General features: G+C 52.7%; 12 protein-coding genes. 7 read left to right on the top strand and 5 right to left on the bottom strand.

The features are described from left to right. Nucleotides 1–516: 516 nt before the first annotated feature. Complete coding sequence (locus ACIQYU_RS11210) at nt 517–1500, bottom strand: hypothetical protein (RefSeq protein ID WP_402799712.1); 984 nt, start codon at nt 1498–1500, stop codon at nt 517–519. Between the two features lie 663 nt (nt 1501–2163). Here ACIQYU_RS11210 and ACIQYU_RS11205 point away from each other — a divergent pair. From ACIQYU_RS11205 to ACIQYU_RS11190, 4 genes are all read left to right on the top strand, one after another. Then, entirely contained in the window at nt 2164–3417 is a 1254-nt protein-coding gene (locus tag ACIQYU_RS11205; RefSeq protein ID WP_402799710.1) for a tyrosine-type recombinase/integrase, read from the top strand. An 11-nt stretch (nt 3418–3428) separates the two neighbouring features. Then, the gene (locus tag ACIQYU_RS11200; RefSeq protein ID WP_402799707.1) at nt 3429–4949 is read left to right on the top strand and encodes a tyrosine-type recombinase/integrase; all 1521 of its coding nucleotides are present in this window, start codon (nt 3429–3431) and stop codon (nt 4947–4949) included. Between the two features lie 274 nt (nt 4950–5223). Then, nucleotides 5224–7050: a hypothetical protein gene (locus tag ACIQYU_RS11195; RefSeq protein ID WP_402799704.1), complete on the top strand. Its 1827-nt coding sequence runs from the start codon at nt 5224–5226 to the stop codon at nt 7048–7050. 8 nt (nt 7051–7058) lie between these two features. Next, complete coding sequence (locus tag ACIQYU_RS11190) at nt 7059–7463, top strand: hypothetical protein (RefSeq protein ID WP_402799700.1); 405 nt, start codon at nt 7059–7061, stop codon at nt 7461–7463. A 246-nt stretch (nt 7464–7709) separates the two neighbouring features. Here ACIQYU_RS11190 and drt3b read toward each other — a convergent pair whose 3' ends face one another. Then, nucleotides 7710–9671, bottom strand: a complete 1962-nt coding sequence (gene drt3b, locus ACIQYU_RS11185; protein WP_402799697.1) for an antiviral reverse transcriptase Drt3b — start codon at nt 9669–9671, stop codon at nt 7710–7712. Continuing rightward, nucleotides 9664–10932 carry an antiviral reverse transcriptase Drt3a gene (drt3a, locus tag ACIQYU_RS11180; RefSeq protein ID WP_402799694.1) on the bottom strand — a complete coding sequence of 423 codons (1269 nt, stop codon included), beginning with the start codon at nt 10930–10932 and terminating at the stop codon, nt 9664–9666. Before drt3a ends, drt3b begins: the two co-directional genes overlap by 8 nt. Before the next feature lie 79 nt (nt 10933–11011). Between drt3a and ACIQYU_RS11175 the strand changes: the two genes are divergently transcribed. Beyond that, nucleotides 11012–11491, top strand: coding sequence for a hypothetical protein (locus tag ACIQYU_RS11175; protein ID WP_402799691.1), 480 nt, complete (start codon nt 11012–11014; stop codon nt 11489–11491). A gap of 76 nt (nt 11492–11567) precedes the next feature. After that, nucleotides 11568–11849: a HigA family addiction module antitoxin gene (locus ACIQYU_RS11170; protein WP_346652892.1), complete on the top strand. Its 282-nt coding sequence runs from the start codon at nt 11568–11570 to the stop codon at nt 11847–11849. 11 nt (nt 11850–11860) lie between these two features. On the opposite strand, the gene ACIQYU_RS11165 is transcribed toward ACIQYU_RS11170, so the two are convergent. Both ACIQYU_RS11165 and ACIQYU_RS11160 read right to left on the bottom strand, forming a co-directional pair. After that, nucleotides 11861–13270: a hypothetical protein gene (locus tag ACIQYU_RS11165; protein ID WP_402799689.1), complete on the bottom strand. Its 1410-nt coding sequence runs from the start codon at nt 13268–13270 to the stop codon at nt 11861–11863. 809 nt (nt 13271–14079) lie between these two features. Beyond that, complete coding sequence (locus ACIQYU_RS11160; protein ID WP_402799687.1) at nt 14080–14751, bottom strand: hypothetical protein; 672 nt, start codon at nt 14749–14751, stop codon at nt 14080–14082. Between the two features lie 204 nt (nt 14752–14955). On the opposite strand from ACIQYU_RS11160, the gene ACIQYU_RS11155 reads away from it, so the two are divergent. Then, nucleotides 14956–21855, top strand: a complete 6900-nt coding sequence (locus ACIQYU_RS11155; protein ID WP_402799685.1) for a hypothetical protein — start codon at nt 14956–14958, stop codon at nt 21853–21855. Nucleotides 21856–21888: the final 33 nt, after the last annotated feature.

Genomic DNA, 21888 nt, shown 5'->3' with positions numbered 1-21888 from the left:
TGACGTGGTCGTGCGTTGTCGATAGATGGGGGCCATTAGCCCATGATTGCATACAGGACAGATTGCTCACGCGCTCACCGTCGTAGCCATGCCCCTACATCATCTTGAGTGCCACCTCCTCCCTGCCAGAGAGGAAGAGCGCTTGCAGTGTGCCTTTGACGTATCTGAGCGCGCACATTTTTCTTGGCAGAGAGATTGCTGGTTTCAGCGCCATGGCTGTTCAGTTAATCATCCAGCCTTTCCCCTGTTCAGCCCTGCTACCACCGCGGAGCGCTTTTCAGTTGCCAGCTGCCGCTCACCTGCTCGACCTATAGCGCGGCCCCCAGGACAGTAGCGGTGACGTTTTCTAACGGTTCTTCACTCCGGTAGCCTTGATCATCGGAATCTTTGGTTCTTGAAAAATACTAGCGTGCGTAGATATCTCGACGACGAGCGTGCGTTGCGCAGCAATGCACCTGCTATTACTTCCCTTGATAAGCCTTGATATGAACACTTACGTTCCTTGAATAACCTTGATTAGCGTTGAAAAGCCTTGATATGCACAGGCCGGATTTTCTCACCGCTACATTGCTGTCGAACCATCTCCACCATTGCCTCAGCTTGCTGAAGCTCAAGTGCCCACCACCGCGATGTTTTGCCAGTTTTAGGCCTATACCTAAGTCTGTACAGTCCCACAAGGTTGGCATGCTCGATGTGCTTCATAGCGATGCCTAGAGCATCATGAGTTTGCGCCTCGAAGGCATACCCCTTTCCACCTGTATCCTCCAGCCACTGTATGAGGTCATACATGGCATCGCCGGTTCCATGCGGGCCTACTGGATAGATCAGCTCAGCATCGGGGTGCTGAGACTCAGCCATGTACCAGAAGCGCTCAATCAGCCCTAAATCCCTCAAAGGGCTAAGCACCACCCAGGCGCCACGGTTGCCGCGTTCGTCCTCACGATTTGCGTAGTCAGCAAACAGCCCAGTGGCGGCTGCCCGGCACGTCTCATTGCGAAATCCATACAGAGTGAATAATCCCACGGGGCAGATGGTGCTTCGCTCAAAGTGCGACCAGACCAGAGAACGGGGCAGCCCTCCATCGTTATCCAGGTCTTGCACGCCATACAACTCGATTAGCTTCTGCAAAAGCTCGATGTTTCCAGCTTCCCGGAGCTTTGTTACTGGCGGGATTTCTGCGCCTGCCCCGTCGATGAGCTCGTTTGGGAGCCAGAGCAGCTCGGCATCGTCTGTAGGCTTGTGCAGTTTGTACCTAGGCCTCTTCCCAGCCTGAAGAACCTCAACGAGCCCTGCGCCAATCAGTGACTCAATGGCTACCAGGGCTCTACGACGAGCCATACCAGTACGGGTGAATATTGACAGTGCGCTCCAAGAAGTTGTCGCGTTGTCCCTACCGGAGCCGCGGGCCATCACAAGAAGAGCTACGGCGCTGTTGATGCCTATAGAGCAGGCATGAACAAATTCCTTTGCACCAATGGCGAAGAAGTTTCCTTGAGCCACGTGTTTATCCTATTACCGTTTATAGAAGCCATTCCCTAGGATGAATGCTTTGCTCACGCTCATCCCAGATCCATTTGAACATTTTTTGTGCGAATTCCAGTTCGATGATAGCAAATGAAAACAGGCGTTACGCGGCCATCCCCGCCTGATTCATCAGCGGTATTTTCGGTTAATTGGAACGTACGGGAATCAGCGATTCGGAGTAGCGTCAGCGTTGGTACTAAGAGGCACGGGACGCGTCCGGCCATGCGTAAAATCATGCCGCGATCAGACGATCATGCTGAGGCGTTCCGGGATTGCTGGCAGTGGCTCTCGCAGGCTTTGTATTGGTCAGCCATCGTGCGCACGAGCTCGCGTAGAGGCTGCCAATGCGCCTTGAGCACGCCAGAGGTTACTCATATATTGATTAAAAAACGCTTAAATCAACAAGTGGAAAATCAAGAATCTGTTTAAAATAATGACTGGAAAATCACGATTTATTTTGTTTCTTCAGTGGAAAATCCATGAATCATTCCACTCATTTGTCGAAGGGCTCTGTTTGGCCTAGGAAATACGGGATTTTGGGGGGTTCCACTCAAATCGCGATTGGCGCAGCTTACGTCCACTCTCTTAAAGGGCCATGTCCTAGTGTTCATGGTGCGCACTTACACGGGATGACTGCCAATGAAGCTGATTCAGTGTCGTTTCTCGTCTGGTCAGCGCGTGCCACTGCTGGTGCAGGATGGTCTGGCGGCACCGTTGCCCATCCTCGTTCCATTCATCTACGTCCAGCTCAAGCTAAGGCATCGTGCCTACAACACTGCCGCAGCGCACCTGCGTGCGATCCAGGCTTTCTACAGCTATGCCCAAAGTCGAAAACTCGATATCGATGAGGCCATCTTGGACGGTCATTTTGAAGCGATTCTGGCACTACTGGATGGTTACGCAATCTGGCTCCAAAGCGGCCGCCAGACCGATAAACTGATCGCTCGAATCGGCACAGCTAAAATGGATTCTGCTCCGCAGATCGATCCGCGTACTCGTGACCAGTACCTGCGGCTCTTGAAGCAATACCTGTCCTGGTGTGTCTGCCGATACATCTCGCGCGCCCGTCAGAACTCAACCACCCAAGCAAACATCGAGGTAGCATTTGCAGATGTCGCTGACGTCATAGAGCGGCGCTTTGAGAGCCATATCATCAATGTTCGGCCCGACCGCACCCGTTACCGCAGCCTGACAGACACGCAACTCCAGATCATGCGGACACTGATAGTCCCCGGCGCTGCGAAGAATCCTTTTCCGGAACGACTGCAGTTGCGCAATTGGCTAATGATTGAATTGCTTTTGGAGACGGGTATCCGTCGCGGAGAGCTTCTAAAGCTCTATACCACCGATATCAATCAGGGTTCTCAGCATGCCTATATCAGCATCAATGACCGCGAACATGACCCAGGCGACCCGCGCGCTGAAGAGCCTGCACTGAAAACACACGGGCGGACTGTCGGTATCTCCACACAGTTGTATGAAGTCTACGAACGCTACATTCAGAGCGAGCGACGTCCACTGCGTAACGGCAAACCGATGAAATTGCTGTACCGCTATCTGTTCATCTCGGACCGAGGCCGCCCGCTGTCGATCCGCGCATTGTCTAACGTCCTCGACCGGCTGTTTCTGACCATTGAACTGGCTCATCCCGGTTTGTTGCCTACACTTTCTGCGCATGACTTCCGCCACACCTTCGCCGACCGTTTTTTGGCGTACCTGGTCGAACAGCGTGGACTTGACCTCGAACGCGCCACGGACGAACTGCGACGAATCTGCGGTTGGTCGGAGACTTCGGCGATGCCGCGCCGTTATGCCAGTCGTTATCTAGCCGAGTCGGCAAACCGCCATAACGCCCAGCGCACCTCGGCAGCCTGGAGCCGGCTTGACAGTTAAGGAGGCTCATTGTGACCAAATTAGTCGACCAAGAACACACGTTACCCTCCTCCTCCTTGCCGGCTTACGTATTCGAGGGGCCGGATCAAATTGCCATTCGAACTCGCACCAATGACCAGCCACGCTACGTCGACACTCGATTAAGCGTTTGGACGTGGTACGACGGTGGCCTTGCAATGAAAGTTGATTGGGCGGCACTGCAATTTAGTTCTGATCTCATGGAGATATGCAAAAGCTTTATGGCTTACGCACTTGAGAAATACGCCCCGAGAACGGCGCAAATGTTTGCAAATTTCCTTCAAAAGTTATCTAAAACAGAACTGGCAAGTGGCCTCCCTTGGGGTATACCCCTCATAGTCACCACCTTAGAACGTTTGAGAGAATCAAGACACGATCTCGTAGGATTTCGCAGATTCTATCGCTGGGCGGTTGGTAGAGGCATTGAAGGTTTTGACTTAAATACCTACCTGACAATCAAGGACGTCAAATCAAGCAGTGTTGATCCATATGCTAGAATCTACCTCTCACAGTCCAGCCTGGAAATATTTGAGGAGCTTCAACTACTCAAACGCATTGAGCAAGGAGATACGTCTGACTCATTGGAAAATATCCAGATTAATGTGTTGATTCACTTAGGATTTGAACTCGCACCACGCGCAATTCAGTTCCATTCACTAGATGTCTCAGACTTTGAGATCATCAAGGATGCTAATAATAATGTGTACTACACGCTATGGCTACCCATGGCCAAAAAGTTTGGGCAGCGCAGACCTGAGCGACGGCCCCGCAAAATAACAACCAAGCTGGGGGAAAAGATTTCCCAGCACGTTTCTGGAATTAAGCGCCGCTTTGGTGAAAACTGCGAACCAATGTTTGTAGGCTCTGATGGAAGTCGCATGTCTGTAACTGAGATTGGGGCATGCCTCAAGCACGAGCTACGCGAGGCTGGAATCGACAAGCCGAAGCAGGTAACCATGTTGCTGCGTCATCACCTAGGGCAAGGTTTGGCAGACCAGGGAACTCCGGTAGATATGATTGCCGAACTGCTAGGGCACAACAGCACGGTTGCGGCGCGTGCGTATTTAACCGCAACCCCCAACATTGCCCGAGTCAAAGAGAAAGCACTCGGCAAGAGTCCCGCCTATCAACGCATTATGCGCAGTTTCTTGACAGGGGAAGTCGTACAACGCCGCGATACACCTGCCGAAAGAGCGATCCGTGGCGTGATAGACACGCAGTACATCGGGGATATCGGTGCATGCGCCCTACCCGTGCATATGCACTGCCCCTACAATCCCGTCTACGCCTGCTACACCTGCAAGAAATTTCACCCCTTTGCTGACGGCCGTCATGAGCAGGTGAAAGAGGCACTGCAACAAGAAGCACAACGGTTCATAGACATGGCAGAACAAGCCGGAGATCTCATTCACAACCGGCCTGTCGCCCAGCACCAGACCACCATTCTGGCAGTCAGCGCTACGATCGAGCGCTGTCGGCAGCTTATGGAGAATGCCAAAGATGACACCGTCTAGGGCAAGACAGAGTCTCGAACGCTTCATAAATCAGGAACAAGCGATTTTTCAGTCTTTACCCGTTTCGACACCGTGGGAGCTACCGGTTTGGCGCGTTGAGTGCTGGTTACCACAAAGGGACAAGCAACATGCTCTTACCTTCGAAACGCATCGACAGTCTCTAGAGAAGATGGGATATCCTGCCCCACCTAAGGGGCCACTCCCCTTCATTTTCCAAATTTTTAGCAAAGCCATAATTGTATATTTACAACGAACTCGAAATTTAAGGTTTTCGATGGTGGCCGCATACAATATTGCGGTCCGACGCCTCTACAATCCTTTGTTTGAACGCGGTGCCTACGACCCCACGCACTTAACGCGAGCTGATTTCGAGCGCGTGGTAGAATTTCTCCGCGAAAGTGGCTACAAAAACCTTTACGACGCGACTTCACACCTTAAAGTAATAGCAGACACAATTGATAAGCTACAATTAACTGAGATCGCCATCCACTTTGAACATGATGCGAGACTGGAGAAGCGCCGCCACGACTATATATCTTTGCACGATACGGATCGAGCGGTAAAACAGCGAAAATCTGATGAACGCTTGCCCTCGCGCGAGGCAATGGAAGCCTATGCCCTATGCACAAATAACCCTGTAAGCGAAGGGGAAGAAATCCTACTGCGAGTTATTGATTTGTTGATCGTGACAGGCCAGCGCGGGAATGAAGTTTCAGTAATTCCGTATGACTGCTGGGTGGAACGCCCAATAAAAGGAGAGTTAGGCGAATTAGTGCTGGATGCTTATGGCAAACCAATCGCAGAGTATGGAATTCGTTACTTTGCCGAAAAACAATTTCAATCCCGTGTTCATTGGTTGGCTGCAAGCGATGTTCACTTAGCTAAGCGTGCGGTGGAGCGATTGAAAGCATTGACTATAGAGCAGCGCGAAGTTTCTAAATGGCAAGAAAAAAATCCAGGTCGAATCTGGTCTTATCCGCCTCAACAACTGATTTCAGAAGCTCAGGTTATGGAGTGGCTAGGCTTTAGTAACGAAAAAGAATACGGCAAACACCTCTATCTGTATTTATCCCGAAACGGTATTCACCCTAGCCACGAAGAATCTGATTATCACAACCGGAAGAAAGTAGGAAGACGATACGTTGCAGGTGAAATTGAGCATTTGATGGCCCCAAAGCTATACGGTCATGCGGCACTGACAGAAAATGTTCAGGGCCAGGTTCGCATCGTACTCAAAACCAGCGAAGTTCTAGCCATTGCCTTCGATGGCCAGTTTCGTTTTAAGGGGCGTGAGAATAATGTATTTCGCGCCATTCCAAGAAGGGTAACACTAACAGATATCAACCGAGCACTTGGTGCAAATCCTCGATACCCATCTATATTTTCCCGGCGATCATTGGTCGAAGCGGATGGAGCTCCAATTAGGCTGACAAGCCACCAGCCCCGTCATTGGCGAAACACGATCTATCACCTCACTGGCATGAGCGATGTTCAGCAAGCCCTGGCCCTAGGAAGAAAACGGCTAGAACAGAACAGGTTCTATCAGCACACCAGCATAGAAGAGGATATGGAGTCCCATCATAGTTTTCTAGCGTTCAAAAGCTATCAAGAGCGCATCGATTTTCTTCATTCCGGGATCAAGAAGGGGAAAATTCAGGGTGCACTCAGCGACAGCTATCACTCACTACTCAAAGAGAAAGGCCCAATTACAGCAGAAGCCTTCCTCACCGTACATGCCACGGCACTACACGTGACACCTTTTGGTGGTTGCGTTCATGATTTCTCCCAAGCCCCCTGCCCTAAGCACCTTCAGTGCTGGAACGGTTGCTCGCACCTACATCTGATGGGTACGCCATCGGAGCGAGCCAACCTTGAGCGCCAAGCTGATCAGCTGGCTAAAGTGATCACCATCATGCGCGACACGGGACTTGGTGAGGCGGGTACTGATGTTTGGCTGGAGGATCAAGAAAGTAAACTCGATAACCTCAAATCAATTCTCGCCCGTGGGACCAATTTAGGTGTGCAACGCGTTTTCCCCAACGGGCATCCAATGACGGTTACTGACACAAATAAAAGACACTGTTCAATTTCAGATGAATAGAGGTGACCATGACGCAGCGAAAAACCTTGAGAGGCGTCGTGTTGGACGAAGCAATTGATACCCTACTCGCCCAAATGATTAGTTTAGGGTTTGAAGTCGCACCGATCTCACGTTCCGAAGTACAACGTCGTTTAGGCCTGACAAGCCGTGCGACGTTTGTAGGTGATCGGGGTAAACGGATTGAGTCCGCCCGTATTGCACAATTGAAGGAAAGCGGAAGAGATTCAGGTGGGGCCCGGCAGCGGCGGAGCCTTGAAGAACGGATTGCTCAACTGCAGACGAACAACGCCGCTTTAGTAAAGCAGCGCGATAGTCTTTACGAAGCGCTAACTGTTATTGCACAAAGGTGCTTGTTGAAGGGCTTGGACTTAGAAGACATGATGGCGCCCTTGCGAGAGAAAATTAATTATTGAGCATTTATAACAGCAGTCTCTTGAGCCCATAGTACGTAGTCAATTCATGGGCAGCAATTTAAAGGCGGAAAATGGTCTCACCTCATGAGTGTGTGCTTCCAGCAATAGCCAGTCGCTCCTTAAACAATATATGAAATGACATCCTTTACGGAGCATCGCACCCTTTGTGAAAGGTAATCGGCCCATCAGCAAGCTTCAGAACCGTGGAGAGTATCTTGACCATTTCCCAAAACAGACGATACCACATCAATATACTTGCTTCAACTCCTTTCGCTCCAGCGCATTCAAAAGATCAACCTCGTGCCAGTTAGTAAACCAATACCTATTTTCCGTCCCTGCAAGGAATCGATTTATCACAGTCCTGGGTGGTGCTGAGATGTTAACAGCTCGATACAGACGCCTTACCCATTTCAGCCTGCGTACTACAGGAATGAATGGGCACGCTATTGCGTCTAACCACAGGCTAGCTTGCTCCGCTTCAACTGTTATATGTTTCAAGTCTCCAAGGCGTATATCGATATCAGCCACGATCGTCGCGCGTAGATCAGCATAAATCTCTTGACCTTTAATGTAAAAGAGACAAGACATTAAATCATGATAGGAGCATGCGGACTTTAAAAGTCGTTGCAAAACATCTGGTGGCAGCCAATAGTCCTGCCCAAGCTCACTGATTGCCAAAACTATATTCAAAGCCTCGAGGTATACGAATTTATCAACGGCAGTCTCGTATTTCGCTAGGTCTCCCGTTAGTAAATCCAGGGTCATTTGATAAAGGCGCTGCTTTATTGTGTGCTCGCTTTCTTTAATATGAGACTCTGTAAATCTAGTAATCAGAACCACTGAGGCTGCCAACTTATAAGATGAGCTGACTGATGGCGCAACCGAATAGAAGAAATAAAAAGAGTCTATAATTACCTCAAGTGCATCGACATACATCTGAACCCCAGTCTCACGCACTTGTGCAACATCTGAGTTGATAAGTCTTTTTGTTCTCTCGAAAAGTGCAGAGATTATGTAGGACGATACAGAGTCATAGCTAGTTCCGCTTTCCGTGCAGACCGACTTCACAGAATCGACGAAGCTTTGTCCTAACTTGAACTTCCTGTAGATTTTTTTCGGAACGAGCCTAAGATTTCCGTCCTCACCCTCAAGGAACTTCTCAGTAAAAGTGTTTACAGCAGCATCAATCTCCCTAACAACTCTAGATTTTGCAGAATAGAACGGTCTAGTGTAGCGCAATGATTTTGACGTATTTGAATGTAAATTATAAGACCTCAGCCTATCTGTATAAACCTCAGACACCAAATGAGCAGTGGTCACGTCCTGAGCAAAAATAAAAATATCATCAACGTATCTTTTAATATTGTAATCTTTTTCAAATATCTTTCCACTACTACTCAGATGAGCCTCCACCTGCGTATCTATGTCTTGAAAAATAATCTCTGCAAATATTCTACTTACCTCCGGGCCAATTAAAATACCGTTGGTTTCATTGTAGTTAGACTTTTGCATCAACCCATCAAAAACCTGCCCAAATGTTGAGCTTACACTTACCTTGTCTTTAACATGCTCTTTAGATTTTGTTGCCCATGCTATAGAGTGAGTATAAATACTATCGAAGCACTTCGATACATCAAGAGTCCAGAAGTGAGGAAATCGAGTTTCCAGGCGCATGAATTCCGAAGAGTTGTAAAACTTGTATAGTCGATCATAGCCCCTGTAGGCATAAAAAGATGAAGAGTGCTTTACAAACTCATCACTTTCCGCTTCGCTGACTCCTCCTCGCTTAAATTTACTAATGTTTTCCCAGGAGTTTTTATAATAGAATGCTGAGGCAACACTTTTGGGGGACCGGATCGAAAAATTGCTCTGGCTGGTATAGTGACAAATCAGACGCTCGTATCTTTGGTAAAATTCTCTTATTTCCCATTGCGAGATCGGATGAATTACTGATAGAGACCTAAACTCTGTTGAGTTTTTTTTGATTTTATATGTATACGGGATGCTGTACTTTTTTGATCGCTTATCACCCTTAATAAGACAACCAACTATGAAATTAAATATATCGCAGTCACTTTGTATGCTGACATTCCTATAAAGCCCATCATTGGAATACATAATGGGGGTTTCGTAAGGTATGGTTTCCGTAATCAGCACTCTATCATAGTCGGCTCGGCGAACTTTTCTTCTTCCGCTACTCTCAGACATACTTCCAGCACCTCTGGATTTCACTCATTTTTCTGCGCGAAAAATGTAAAAAAGTTTTTTCTACAAAGCCTCTCGTGAAGCTTATGCGCAATATCTTTCTTCTCTGCGATACTGTAGTGGTTGAGTGCAGCTTACTCGATATGCTCCCCCAACCTGACGATGCAACCTTTATTAAATATAAATCAATATCCTTAAGGCTTTTCGACTCCTGTGCATTTACGCGATGGTAATTATAGAAAATCCCAGCCATTCGTTTTCTATCTCTATCAGCATCCATCACGCTAAAATTACTGCTTAAGAATTTTAGTCTAGCCAATAGCAGTTCAAAGTTTCTATCTGAATTATAAGCCAAAAATGATTTCGCAATCCTGGTTTTGATTTTATTTACTTTTGACTTAGCAATGTCGAGCCTTACATCGCGATGATGCTGCCCAGGCCTCATGCCATTTATCATTTGAGGGGATGTAACTATAAATTGGTAGCCTAGATACTCAAACTCTAACTCTTTTGTAGGCGTTGCGCCCGCCTTGTGCGGCTTAACGTCTCCTGATGTTTCGCAGACTTTCTGTTTTTTGTTGTTTAAAGTTAATCCGACCGGAAGCGCTTGACGAACAAACTTTACAAACTTATGAGCCACTTCTTTTCTATTGGTTATAACTATAATATCATCCACATATCGGCCATAATAAAAAACATTGCTGTGTTGTTTTATTTTGGCGTCGAATTCTCTCATAACAACATTTGCCAACGTGGCGCTCAAGGACAAGCCTCTTGGTACACCGCTATACCCTCGCTTAATGTGTTCATCTAAAAAACCAAGCACAAACCTCTTGGTTGGCTGACTAATAAGCTGCGAGCAATCTAAGTGGCATTTAATCATTGAGTGATTGATTGATTCGTAAAAGCTTTTTATATCTAATCGATAGATTCGATACTCGACACCCTCACTAAGTAGCTCTCGTAGGTTTGCAATCACACTATCCCTGCTGTCATTGGTGGTGCCGAAATTCTTGTTAAGGTTGGTATTTATTTTTCGTACTAACAGCTCGTCACTGAATTCTGCCGGCCTGAAAACACTCTTCCCCTTCAGTAATGATTCAAGCAAGCAACCACCTATATCCCACTGACTGTTTGCCTTCTCGACCGCACTCTTGAGCTCTTGCGCTTTAACTGCTTCGGTTCTTAGTCTGGGTTTCTTGATAAAATCGCTTTTTCGCAGCTCGTGACTGAGTGTTCTGAGCGTAAAGCTTTGGTCATACATGCCTAGATCCTTAGGTTTCCCAACACATCACCGTGACAGCTATACTCGATTTCCCACCCCAAGTGCCAGGGTTCCAGCCATGCCCTACCTACCAACCGCAGATTTCAGCGACGATCAATGGCAAGCCTTCGCCGAGCAGCGCTGTGAAGAGCTATTGCCCCACTTAGCGGAATTCTTCGTAGATAGATTTGCCTACAAACCGAGATTCGTCCATCAGCATTTATGGCGATCGTTCACAACGGTCTCAGCACGCACCACGAAATACGACATCTACGTTCGTATGTTCAAACAACCCTATGCATTCTGGTCGCGAGAGTGCCTAGTGATGGCGCGGATCGGCTTCAAAGAGAGGCGTGTTGGCCATGGTCAGGCTTTGGTGGAGCTGTTTCTTGCATTAGCGCCCAAGCTTGGATATCGCTTTCTGGCAATCGAGTCTACTAATTGGCAATCTTCTGCGTTCGCCAAACGGTTGGGTTTCGTATCCTACGAGAATGGGGAGCACTGGGTGGGCTCTGTTGAGGCCATCGCACATGCACTAGGCTCAGGATTGAGCCGCTAGATGGGTTGTGGGCAGGATCGCCCTAGCCCCCCCGAAAAGCGTATATTGCTGCATGTGAACCTGCAGGAGCGACCTCATGAGTATGCACAACCCCTCGCATCCCGGCGCACTGCTCGCCGAGGACGCCCTTCCTGCTCTAGGCATCAGCGGCAATGATTTAGCTGCTCATCTGAGCTTTCCTGCGCACATTCTGCTAGATGTATTACAGGCCCGTGCGCCACTTAATGCTGATTTGGCTGTGCGCTTAGAGCTCGCAGGAATCGGCATGGCCCATAACTGGCTCGCTATGCAGATGGCTTTCGATCTCTGGCAAGCGCAGCATCGCACGCTACCAGTCGTCGAACGCTTGGTCCCATGACAGTACTTCCTTTAATCATGGTAACCAATAACCCATTCGCCCAATGTCAAATCCTCGCCTTCCCACTCAGTAGCCCAGTGCTTTCGCAGGAAACTGGCAATGCTACCGTATTCCAGCTCAGCCAGCGAAAGCCCCTTCTCTTCGAGGACGTCACGAACTCGCCTGGCGACAAGAGACGGTGTCCGATTTTTTGCAGCCTCCACGGCTATTGATTCACACCAGGAGCGAACGAAGCTTTCCCACGCCGCAGTGTCTTGCCTGAAACGTGGCATATCTGGAAACTCGTAACCGTTAACGTACCTGTTCCTGAAATCTGAGTCCTGCGCAAGGTGGAGGTCTTGTTCAAGCTTTTGGATGAAACGATCTCGGTAGATACCTGGATTCAATTTACCGTTCAGGCCTTCAAGGTAAAGCTCCGGCCGCACATCAGCGGCAACGAGGTCCGACCAGACCTGTTCTAACGCACTCAGCAGCGCAGCGATCCTTTCTTCTCGCCAGATCGCATCGCGGCCTTGCCCAAGAAGCCGAGAGACCTTTGCGTTCCGGGCTGACGAGGCTTTCGATTTCATACTTACTCGGTGACTTCGGTAGCACTCGTACGAAATCCAATCACCCAGATGAGTCCAAACGCCGTAGCGAGACTTCCAACGAGGGATTTCAAGATCGCTGCCATCCAGAGCCGGATCTTCGGAGCCGTTTAAATAGCCATAGCGTACGATATTGCGCTCACCTTTTTCAGTAAAGCTGCGATTAGCAAAAATTCGGGCCACCAAATCTTGAGGCAGTGCCTTTTTTAGCTGTATGTTGAGCGTCGCGAATTGAGGTGCGTTTCGGTACTGGGCAGCCAACACTCCTCTTTGCAGCCAAGTATCAAACCCTGAGGGAGCCTCCTCAGCTACCACACTTGTGAATTTAGGGAGGTAAAGGGTTGGCATTCTGCTGAGTTCTACCACAGCATACTCTACAACACTTGCGTCCTGCTTATTAAAGGTTGACAGAACGGCAGAAAAGTAATCAGCCACTTTGGAGTCCTCACTTATCGCGAGATTTGCTTCGGCGATTAGCTCGGCATTACGTTTGCCTTGAAAGGCTGCATCCGTGGCATTCGCAGACCCGAACAAAAGCCTGCGCTTTCTACGTTTAGGCGTACCTTCTCGAACAAATTCAAAATAGAACGCCTTCATATGCATCAATCCCCGAGCTCGGGCAAGCCGGACCTCTAGCTTAACTCGTCTGCGACGCTGACCATGAATCGCCTGCAGGTCTTCGGGACGTATACCGTCATCAACTAAAAGGCACAGTCTTTTTGGTCTCATCTGTGCCACCAACGTATCCATGAATTTTTGATCAACGTATGGCGCGACAATCAGAGCCACTTCCGTGCGGTAACCTTCTGGTACAAACAGTAAGTCGAAGCTCATTTCAGGTGCTTCCAGGCAGGTAACGATATGCTGAATTAATAATGAAAATTACAATCTGCGTACGATGGAGCCAGCAGCACTAGTTGGTGTTAGCCGAACATCAATACGGTAGCGCCTCTACTCATAGTAACAGCAGTCAATTGATCATTGCAAAGCGCCACTATTCTGTTGGTGGGCGCGGAGGAAAAATTCTTGTCCCTCCAAAGCTGGTAAGCTCAGTGGTTTGAATACAGAATGACTTGCATCGGCAGGCGCATTGCATCACGGAAGAAAAACGGAGCGGCCATGAACGTGTTTTCAAGAACATTCTGCTCGACATTATCAGCTAAATGTCATATTTTTTAAGAGGTTATAGGCACGATGAACATCTGATATGACCCACTTGTTAAACCAGATAGATAATGGGACTGGACGAGGACGAGGCTATTACTGAAGTTACATGAAACCTATGCTGTTGCTCTACTCGCTCAGCCGTTGACGGATATCAGCTCTGCACACTCCTAACTCAGGGACACGAACCGTCTATAGACTGGCAGACCAATTTCCCAACCCCTCTTGCGAGGTTTTGTGTGAAAGTTTCCAAGATTACTCCAAAACCATTGCTGGTAGCTCAATGTCAGCCTGAAGTTGCGCACAGGAACAGCCCTTATTGGTCATAGCAACACCCAAGGTGCCAGCGACATCCAATACTAAGCCTTGTCTATGCCTTCCTATATTTATCGAGCTGATCAAGCTCCCTGTCTACCCACTTGGCAAGCGGACGCTTGCCAAGTGGGTAGACAGGGATCCAGAATTTGACTCTTGCGTGTTTATTGAAAACGCAGAATATCTAGCAACTGCTTTGCACTTTTCTGGCACGTCGCACCCTTCATTTCCAGATCCATCAGATAATTAACGATCGTGCGGTCTTCCTTTGCAGGCAATTTTCTCCAGCCACCGCACAGGTAGATCTCCATGTACTCCCGGGAAATCACATAGTCGTTCGGATCGGCGATCAGGAACCGGCACGCTTCAAAATTCTGCGTGCCGTCCTTGTAATGTTTTTTGCCGAGCAGCGCCGGGCAACGCGTGTCGTAACGTGCCACCAGGCACAGCGTCATGTGCCGGGCATGGTTGAGTATCAACCCGTTCTTTGTACTCAGAGCATCTGCGTGATGATCAGAAACTTTATTTACGAAAAAATCCCTGGAGTCGTAATAGTAGAATGCTCGTGCATGTCCGGTCTCCGTCACGGCCTGTGCAAGTGTCGGATTCATCGCCGTATCCTGTGATTGCGATGGTCTCAAGGTGATTTCGAAATCAGTGCCGAAAAACCGCGGCCAACCTTTCGAGGACTCTGTCCGATAAAAATAGGAGCGCGAATTGTCACCCTCTGGAAGATTGCCAATGAAAGTTAGAGCAAGGTGGGGGGCATCAGCCTGTGCGGCCTGAGCATTGACTGGCGAAGGCTTTTCAAAAAACTTATCGAGAAACCGTTTCAAATACCACTCCGTAACTTACTGTTTTTTCTGAGCTTCCAAGCATAACAGAAATTCATCTTTCGACCCTCCAGGCGAGTTCGGCGTGCGCTGCTTGCGGAACATTGCACAAACAAGAATGGTGGCTAAGATGGTTCATTGACATCAGTGCGCCATCAGACAACCGGCGCCGGACGTCAATCATGGCACTGTCCACGGAGGGAGATCATGTCTGATGACGACCTGGAACGACGAGTACCTCCGTCAACAGCGAGCATTGCCAAGCTCAAGCTGGGGCGCCGCGCCTTCATAGTCGGTTGCGGAACAACCCCCCTGATCCTCTCCGGCGCTGCGTCGGCACAGGCAACTGAACCGGTATTCAGAAGAAACGGCAGCAGGATCGAGCTTATCTGGGAAACAGACACCAACAAGAGCGTCTGGCGGCTGGACCAGGGCTGGTTTTCCTCCTCGTCTGAAATCACGTTTGGCAAAAGTGAGATTTCAATAGCTGGGTACTTTGCCGGTACCAATCTCCTGGCTGCCTTCAAGATAAGCATCCGCAAGCAGTCCGGCCGCTGGGGAATCAAATGGGCGTATGGGGGGAACCTGGTCACCTGGATTGATCTTGAAGCCTGGTTCGCTGGCAAAGGCTTTCCCATCGAGATCAAGAAAACCTCTGGCAAGCACCAACCTAAAGGTTCGCTGGTGATTTCCGGGGCCCGAACCACCGCGATATTGCGTTACCCGTTCACCCTGGACCTACGGCCGATGAATGCAGCGACGATCGACTTCGCGCTGGGTGCCGACACTGGCAAGGCGACAGCGCTTGCGTTCGCCGTCTTCGATGATGATCCGGCCAGCGACGCGTCGGCTGGCAGCGCGCTGACCGGGCATGTGGCCGCGTTGCTGCCGGATGGAGTAACGCTCAAGGCCCGCGCCACCCTCGACGACCTCGTGCTGGGCAACTCGCCGGCAGGCTGGGCGGCAGGAGAAGTCGGAGGAAGCACACTGCGGCTGCAGCCAGTGCTGCCGAAAATCATCGTCGAAACCGTGCGGACAACCAACGGGCAGATGCTCATCGTTCAGCGACGCCTGGCGGACGGGGAATCGCGACTAAAAATCGGTAAGCCCGACCCTGCCAGGACAATGCAAGTTGAAGAGTTTGAGCTGATTGATGTGGTCAACGGCGGGCATGGACTGGCGCTGAAGCCGAGCAGTCGGCCAAAATTGATACAAGGGCGCCACTTCGCGGCGATCATTCGGGGAACATCAGCGACTTTTCACCGCAACTTCCGCGGGGGGGAGCGCATCACCTTGCCCGTGGTGTTACAGGTGCTGCATGTGCGCGGCGGTGATAACGCCCGGTACGATGTGGACTTCCGTCGCTATCGCAAGAATGGGGACTACCTGGAGCGATCTGCGCTTCTCTGGCCCAATGGGGATGTCGAAGGTGTCGAGGCTTCGCTGAGCGTTGGCCAGCCCGACCTGAGCACCTTGAAAGACTACCAGAACAGGCTCTGCCTCGGCGCCCACAGCCGCGTCGACGTGGCAATGTCGAGGAACGGCGCCGACGGCCTGGCAGAAGACTCGCCGGTGTTGAGGGTACGTCGGCACCAGGATGCCTTTGACCTCGGGTTCCTGTTCTACGCCTACCGGCTCGTGGTGAGCAACGGCGTCTCGTTACTCAAGCCCGATCTGTCTCCGCCCGGCCAGCCGCAGACTGCCCAACGCGCAGTGCGTTTCCATCCGCAGCACTTGCTCGAAGAAGTATTTACCGAGCCTGATAACGTCGATATCGCGCCCATGCCAGGAGCCTTCAACATCCTGCGCGACCACCTGGACGGGGTGGCCGCCGTTCTTGGCCTGGCGTCGACACCGGCGCCGTCCCGGGTGCTGGGCCAGCGTGCTGTGTATGCGGCCCCGGGCTACACGACGCGCCTGGCCAGAACCCGGGCTAGCGGCCCGAGCCGGATCGTTTTCAAGGCTGGCAGCGGCACACCACCGGATATCGCCCTGACCGTCGACGCATTGACAGACTGGAGGCAATTGGAACTCGCCGTTTCGGGCCGCGCGGTGGGAGACCTTCCTCTCGATGATCAACTGGCCAGACTTGGCATTGGTACTCACACCGGTATAACCGATGCGCAGGAGCTGGTTCGCAGATCGCTCCATGTTCCTTCTGCAGGCGAAACGGCGCTTGAATTGGTGACGGGCCTGATCTTCTCGCCAGACAACAGCGCCCGCTTCAGGACACCCCGCCGTGCGCCTGATGACGCAAGCGCAGTGTGGACGGCTCAACTCGAGCTGTCGCCGCTGGCCACCCGGACGACACCCGTGCCTGCCCAGACTCGGGTCCGGGCGATATGGGCAACCGGCCTCGATCCACAAACGCTCATCCCCTCCCCTGCGCCGGTGAAGCCTACGGACGACCCTGCCGACCCATTCAACACCTCCCTCAGTCCGGACGATCGCATCCAACTGGTGATGCTTTCCTCGGCCTTCGGCCTGGGAGCACTGCGTGCACTAACACGCCAGGGCCAGGATGTACCGCAGAGCATGGTTCGGCTACCCAGGGAAAAGTACGAGTACCTGGAAAAGCAAACGGTCCCCATTCCGGGTGACACGAGTGGTGGGCGGGTTCTCCCGGAAGGCGTGATGTCCCCCCTGCCTTTCACCCGCTTCGGCGCACGCCTGACCGGGTTCGGCGCCGATATCGACCTAGAGTGGCAGGGCGAACCTGCCGGCCCGCTGCCAACCAAACCCTTCTTTGCCAAACCATTCTCGATCGAGCGCTATATTCACCGGACCAGCCTGGGTAGCGACATTTTCGTCGAGGTGGTCTTCAAAGGCTTCCTGTTCCCTTATGGTTTCCGCGTTTCGCTGATCAAGGTGACCGAACGCGAGGCGTGGTCTGTTGCAGGCATGGGCGCGATGATGCCGTCGATCCAGCGGTTCTTCATTCTGCCCAAGCCGGTCGAGAAGACGTTCCCAGGTATCTACCAGCCATTCGAGGGGCGCGAGATTCCGGTACGCCATGCCAGGCTGATCAGCGAACCGAGTGCCGAACTGGACCAGGCATCAATGGGCCTGCCGCCCGGCTTTCCCAGCATGTCGCCTGCCCCTGGCATCGAGACTGGCAAGGTGTTCTGGCCCCGGGCGAAGGCGGGACAAACGCTCATCCACTTTGAATTCGAAGCAGATGATACGGGCGTTCGACGCTCGGCGCCGATGCTGTTCCTCGACAACATTGCCGTCAAGAACCCCGCCACGGTGCGGGCCACCTTGGAGTACTACAACAACCTTGCCGATGTGCAACACCGCACGGAAAACCACCATGGCGGGCGCACGGTCTTTGCACCGTCGACAACGGTGGGCGATACCGCATTCGAAACCGACCATATCGTCCTGAAGGCACGTAGCCGCATGGTCGAAGCGTCCCCCGGCGCGAACGTGACGCAGGATACGCCATATGAGATGGACGCATTCATGGAGGGGGCTGACGAACCGCCGTTCTACCCGGTCATGGTCCAGGCGAGCATTCACGTACAACCGCTGGATCGCCTGCTTGGAGAACCTCAAGGGCTGCAGCAGGTGGGCTTCAATGGAAACTACCTGCGCAAGGGATTTGACCCGCGGGGCAACGCAGCCGAGCTCTATCTGAACTTTCTCGATGGAAACCGCGTGATGAACCTCGCGGGGCGTGGCGAGGTTTCCGGTGGGTTGTCCCAGACGCCCACGCCGATCGCCGGCCTCAGCCGCAGCAATGCCATCGTTGGCGCGAAAGCAAAAGCGTTGGTACCGGATGTTGCAGCGGCGAAAGGCGCAACGCCCACCATTTCCCTGGAGCCGCCGGTGGGTTCGGATGGGCAGACCCCCTGGGACCTCAGCGAGGTCGTCAACAACGAGTTCAACCCTGGCAGCTTCTTCAAGGGCGCGAAATTGCTGGGGGTCATAGGGCTGGAGGAAGTGGTCCAGGCGGCGACGATGGAATTCCAGCCGAAACTGAAAGAGGTTTACGACTATTCGCTTGGCACCGCCGGCAACGGCGTAACTGCAGCATTGGAGGCCCTGAAGGGGGCGTGCGGGATAGCAAGCGCCGCAGTGATCGCCGCACTCGTCCAGGCTGAAGCCGCACTTTCCAAATTCCTCGATGGTGAAGCCCGCGTTTCTTCCCCGATGGGGGACCGTTACCCCAACCTAAGGCGCTTCTATCCCGACCTCACCCAAGGCCTCGAAGGCCTGGCTTACGAACTGGTCCAGCCGGTCGACCTGGCCAGGCTGCCCAAGTTCGCTTCCTGCGTGCAGTCACAATGGCGAGAGGTGCGCACGACAGTGGACGCGGTCATCGCCAATCCATCTCCGGAACCGCTGCGCAAGGTACTGGGCGAACTGCGCAACGTCTTCGACAAGCTGCACGGCAGCCTTGGCAAGGACCTGCGCGAGGCCGTTCAAGAAAGCCTGAAGACATTACAGAAGGAAATCGTCACCCCGCTGGTCAAGTCGATCCTCGATGCCTGTTTCACCGACCAGGTGTTGACGAACCTCTACCTCTTCGACGCGTTCTTCGGCGCATTGCGTCCACCCCTGACCGAGCCGCCGACGCTACCCGCGCAATTCACCCGCGACATGCTTCAGTCCCTGGTCGACGACCTGTTGAAAAACCCGTCGAATATCTCGGCCGCCGTATTGGCAGCCCCCCTTGCCGACGCATTCACCTTGCCACTGCTTCGTATGATGGCGGACATGCACAAGCTGGCCGAGGTCGTCGATCTCAAGGATTCGATGGTCACCCAGGTCGCGCAGATCGGAGCCAGTGCCCTGCATTCGGTGATACAGGCCATAGCGAATGGACAGGTGCTGCTCCAGATTGCCGACCAGGCAGCCAGCGATATGTGCAAGGCGGTGGCCAGCGCAGCGAAACCGTTGGTCCAGGTAGCCGAGCTGGCTTTGAATGCGGTGCCTTTGTCGGGTGCAATCGTCCAGGCGCTCAGGGTGATCGACGAGCGCCTGTTGGTGTTGAGCCTGCCCAATCTCGGCGCTTCACCACAAATCGACGCCGTGCGCGTAGCCAACGCCGGCCTGCGAACAGCCGTTCAGCAAGTGGCCAGGCTGACCGCTGAAGTGGAAAGCCAGCGTACGTTGTTCGCCGCTGGCCTCGACGCCTTCTGTGAAACCCCCGGCAAAATCCCCGCAATGATCGCCGGGTTCATCGATGTCAGGGCCCGCGTCCTGAGCGCCATTGACGGCTGCGCAGAGCAGGCCCTGCTGGTCAGCGTGGCGCTGGGTAACCTGGCCGCCGCTCAGGCGGGCGAAGCAATCATTGCGCTTCAGGAAGTACTCCGCGAATTGGCATTGATGTCGTTGCGCTTTACCTTGGCCAAGCTCGTCCAAGCGGCGAACGAGCCCGTCACCGAGCTTGCAAGCAGGCTGGACCGCGCGTTGGGCGGGCTCGACCCAGAGGTGCCGGCGCGGATAGCGGCGGTGCGGTCCAGGCTCTTCGAGCTCGGCAAGGAACTCAACCAACTGGTCGCCGATAGGGAAGCCCGGCCGAATCCGCCCGGTTTTACCGTCGACGACCTACGCACCGTAAACACGCTCGCTCATCAACTGGCCCTGGTTGAACGGACCCTGCTGGCTTCTCTGACGGACTTCACCGCACTTCCCACCAGCGTCAGAACGCAGGCGACCGCGCTGGTCGCGGGCCTGACAGGCAGTATTGGCGCCCCCCTGATCAAACTGCACAGTTTCGTACTCGAGTTGGCTGACGACTCACTCAAAGTGGTCGAGGGTGCGCCCGACCTGATACTGCTGCTTGCCGCTACGCCACTTGCGCAACTGAAAATGGCACGGGCCGCACTGAGCGAAGACCTGGTCAAACTGAAGGACGTCGTCAATGCACCGGAAACCGCAATTACCCTGTTGGCGCACTGGAACGACCATGAAAAAGGGCTGGTCATTACGGCGCGTGTCATCAGTGAGCTGTTCAATGCCGTGGCCCGCGGGCAGATTGGTGCAATCTTCAACCTGTCAGACGCGAAACGGGCGATCGAGGATGCGATTCGCCGACTTGTCCCTTCACGGGTAACGCTGAGCTACCAATGGAACGCGAAGCTCAAGCCGGTGACTCAAGCCAACCCGATCTTCCAACCGCGCAAGAACGCTGCGCTCAAGGATGAAGGGGACGAAAACCTGCCCGATCTGGTAATTGACACCCACATAGAAGTCGATCTGCTGCAGCCCAAGGACCGTTCCATGAGCATCAGTGGAACCCTGCAGCCTTTCGCCCTGCACCTGCTGGGCAATTCGGTGGACCTGATCCGGATCGGCTTCACCGATACGCGATTCGGGGCGTCGGGTGGCTCGGCGCCGAAATTCAGCACCCGCATCGCCACGGTCCAGACCGGCTCGGCACTTCAGTTCCTCAAGCTCCTCGAGCCCTTCATGGCACCCGGCGGGCGAGGCTTCTACATCACACCGAACCTCGATCCTCCCGGTGTGCTGGTGGGCTTTTCATTCAGCGCGCCACAGATCCAATTGGGCACGCTGACAATCATCAACACCGCGCTGGATATCTCGGCATTGCTGCCGTTCAACGACAGCCAGGCGATCTTCCGCTTTGCCTTCGCCAGCCGGGAGCGCCCGTTCGGCCTGATCGTCGCACCGTGCTACTACGGGGGTGGATTCGTGGCGCTCACGGCCAGTGCTCGCGGCATCGTCGCCTTTGAAATCCAGCTCGAATTCGGTGCCGCGACCGACATCACATTTGGTCCGTTGAGTGCCCAGGGCCGCGTGAGCTCGGGCATCTACCTGTTCGCCAAGGTGGACGGCACCCAGCGTCTCGAAGGTTTCGTGCACGCCGTGGGGGAAGGCCAGATCGCCTGTTTCGGTATCAGCGTGAACATCGAAGTGAAGATTGTTCACGACAATTCCACCGGCTCCGTCAAGGGCGCAGCCACCTACCGGTTCAGCTTCAGGGTCGGCCTGGTTTCTGTCGGCTATAGCGTCAAGGCCAGCTACAACATCGCCGGCGGCTCGGCAAAGGCACTGGCTGCCAGCGGAGTTCCGGAAAAACTGGGCGACTGGCTCGCCTACCGCGCCCATTTCGTCGAACAGTGGCCAGGACTATGAATCTTTTCGCCAACGTAGAATGCACCGCCATAC

The sequence above is a fragment of the Pseudomonas sp. NPDC096925 genome, from assembly GCF_044762545.1.
Lineage (GTDB): Bacteria > Pseudomonadota > Gammaproteobacteria > Pseudomonadales > Pseudomonadaceae > Aquipseudomonas.
Note: the sequence above shows the minus strand (reverse complement) of the source record. Positions and strands in the feature narration are given on the sequence as shown.

Excerpts from the sequence above, each read along its gene's own strand:
- ACIQYU_RS11205 (WP_402799710.1), top strand. The coding sequence starts at position 2,164 with ATGAAGCTGATTCAGTGTCGTTTCTCGTCTGGTCAGCGCGTGCCACTG.
- drt3b (WP_402799697.1), bottom strand. The coding sequence starts at position 9,671 with ATGTCTGAGAGTAGCGGAAGAAGAAAAGTTCGCCGAGCCGACTATGAT.
- ACIQYU_RS11175 (WP_402799691.1), top strand. The coding sequence starts at position 11,012 with ATGCCCTACCTACCAACCGCAGATTTCAGCGACGATCAATGGCAAGCC.
- drt3a (WP_402799694.1), bottom strand. The coding sequence starts at position 10,932 with ATGTATGACCAAAGCTTTACGCTCAGAACACTCAGTCACGAGCTGCGA.
- ACIQYU_RS11190 (WP_402799700.1), top strand. The coding sequence starts at position 7,059 with ATGACGCAGCGAAAAACCTTGAGAGGCGTCGTGTTGGACGAAGCAATT.
- ACIQYU_RS11165 (WP_402799689.1), bottom strand. The coding sequence starts at position 13,270 with ATGAGCTTCGACTTACTGTTTGTACCAGAAGGTTACCGCACGGAAGTG.
- ACIQYU_RS11170 (WP_346652892.1), top strand. The coding sequence starts at position 11,568 with ATGAGTATGCACAACCCCTCGCATCCCGGCGCACTGCTCGCCGAGGAC.
- ACIQYU_RS11155 (WP_402799685.1), top strand. The coding sequence starts at position 14,956 with ATGTCTGATGACGACCTGGAACGACGAGTACCTCCGTCAACAGCGAGC.
- ACIQYU_RS11195 (WP_402799704.1), top strand. The coding sequence starts at position 5,224 with ATGGTGGCCGCATACAATATTGCGGTCCGACGCCTCTACAATCCTTTG.